Source organism: Curtobacterium sp. MCBA15_007, assembly GCF_001864905.1.
GTDB lineage: Bacteria > Actinomycetota > Actinomycetes > Actinomycetales > Microbacteriaceae > Curtobacterium > Curtobacterium poinsettiae.
This window is the reverse complement of sequence record NZ_MJGM01000013.1, coordinates 85,131-86,614: the sequence shown is the minus strand read 5'-3', so window position 1 is coordinate 86,614 and position 1,484 is coordinate 85,131. Positions and strand designations below refer to the sequence as shown.

Sequence of the window (1,484 nt, the reverse complement as noted above, 5' to 3'; positions counted from 1 at the left end):
GGTCGGTCTCGGTCGCGATGACGTCCGCGATGTCGCCGGTGCCGTCGGGTGAGTTGTCGTCGACGACGAGCACGTGCACCGTGTCGTCCGTCGCGGCCAGCGTGCGTTCGACGATGGGCCGGACGTTCTCGGCTTCGTCGTAGGTCGGGATGATGACCAGGGTCTCGCTCATGGTGCTCCTCGTGCTCCACCCGAATGTACCGAACGGCGGCTGCGGTCCTCCGAAGAGCGCGCTGCGAACCTGATCAGCGAGACCGGTCCTCGTCTGGGTGACGGCGGGGTGCACCCGCACCGGGACGGACGGGAGGCCCGGTGCCAGCTGGCACCGGGCCTCCCGTCCGTCGGTCGGTCGCGTCTACGCGGGGCGCGACGACGGGGACACGTTCTTGGACGCGTCGCGCTCCGGGATGTCGCCGAGTGCCTCGTCGATCGCCGCGAGGGCGTCCGTGTCGAGCTTGACGCCGGCGGCCTTGACGTTGTCGGTGACCTGCTGCGGACGCGAGGCGCCGACGATCGCCGAGGCGACGTTCTCGTTCTGCAGGGTCCACGCGATCGCGAGCTGCGCGAGCGTGAGGCCGGCCTGGTCCGCGACGGGCTGCAGGCGCTGCACGGCTTCGAGGACCTCGTCGCGCATGAACCGCTTGATCATGTCGGCGCCGCCCTTCTCGTCCGTGGCCCGCGAGCCCTCGGGCAGGGGCTGACCGGGCTTGTACTTGCCGGTCAGGACGCCCTGCGCGATGGGCGACCAGACGATCTGCGACAGGCCGAGCTGCTTCGAGGCCGGGACGACCTCACCCTCGATGACCCGCCACAGCATCGAGTACTGCGGCTGGTTCGAGATGAGCTGGAAGCCGAGCTCCTTGGCGAGTGCGGCGCCGGCGCGGATCTGCTCGGCGGTCCACTCGCTGACGCCGATGTAGAGCGCCTTGCCCTGACGGACGACGTCGGCGAAGGCCTGCATCGTCTCCTCGAGGGGGGTCTCGTAGTCGTAGCGGTGCGCCTGGTAGAGGTCGACGTAGTCGGTCTGCAGCCGCTCGAGCGAGCCGTCGATCGACTCCATGATGTGCTTGCGGCTGAGGCCGACGTCGTTGTGCCCCTTCGGGCCCGTCGGCCAGTAGACCTTCGTGAAGACCTCGAGGGACTGGCGCCGCTCGCCCTTGAGCGCCTCGCCGAGGACGGTCTCGGCGGCGGTGTTGGCGTACGTGTCCGCAGTGTCGAACGTGGTGATGCCGGCGTCGAGCGCTGCCCGAACGCACTGGGTGGCGACGTCGTTCTCGACCTGCGAGCCGTGCGTCAGCCAGTTGCCGTAGGTGATCTCGGAGATCTTGAGTCCGGAGTTGCCCAGGTACCTGAATTCCATGGTCCCGACGCTACTGGAGTGAGCGCGCACGTGAGGGGTCCCGCGAGTGCCTGTCGGGCGCGGGTGGGGCGGGGGTGCGGGTGCGGGTGCGGGTGCGGCGCGGCGGCGCGGCCGGGCGGCGCGG

2 protein-coding genes are annotated in these 1,484 nt (G+C 70.1%); both read right to left on the bottom strand.

All coding sequences use genetic code 11. From position 1 onward, the window contains the following. The coding region (locus tag BIU95_RS07350; RefSeq protein WP_139179689.1) for a glycosyltransferase at positions 1 to 172 on the bottom strand (172 nt) is incomplete at its 3' end. A gap of 183 nt (positions 173 to 355) precedes the next feature. Beyond that, positions 356 to 1,360, bottom strand: coding sequence for an aldo/keto reductase family protein (locus BIU95_RS07345; protein WP_017885784.1), 1,005 nt, complete (start codon positions 1,358 to 1,360; stop codon positions 356 to 358). Positions 1,361 to 1,484: the final 124 nt, after the last annotated feature.

What these genes read in the sequence shown, in the direction of transcription:
- BIU95_RS07345 (WP_017885784.1), bottom strand. Translation starts at nt 1,360, where the DNA reads ATGGAATTCAGGTACCTGGGCAACTCCGGACTCAAGATCTCCGAGATC.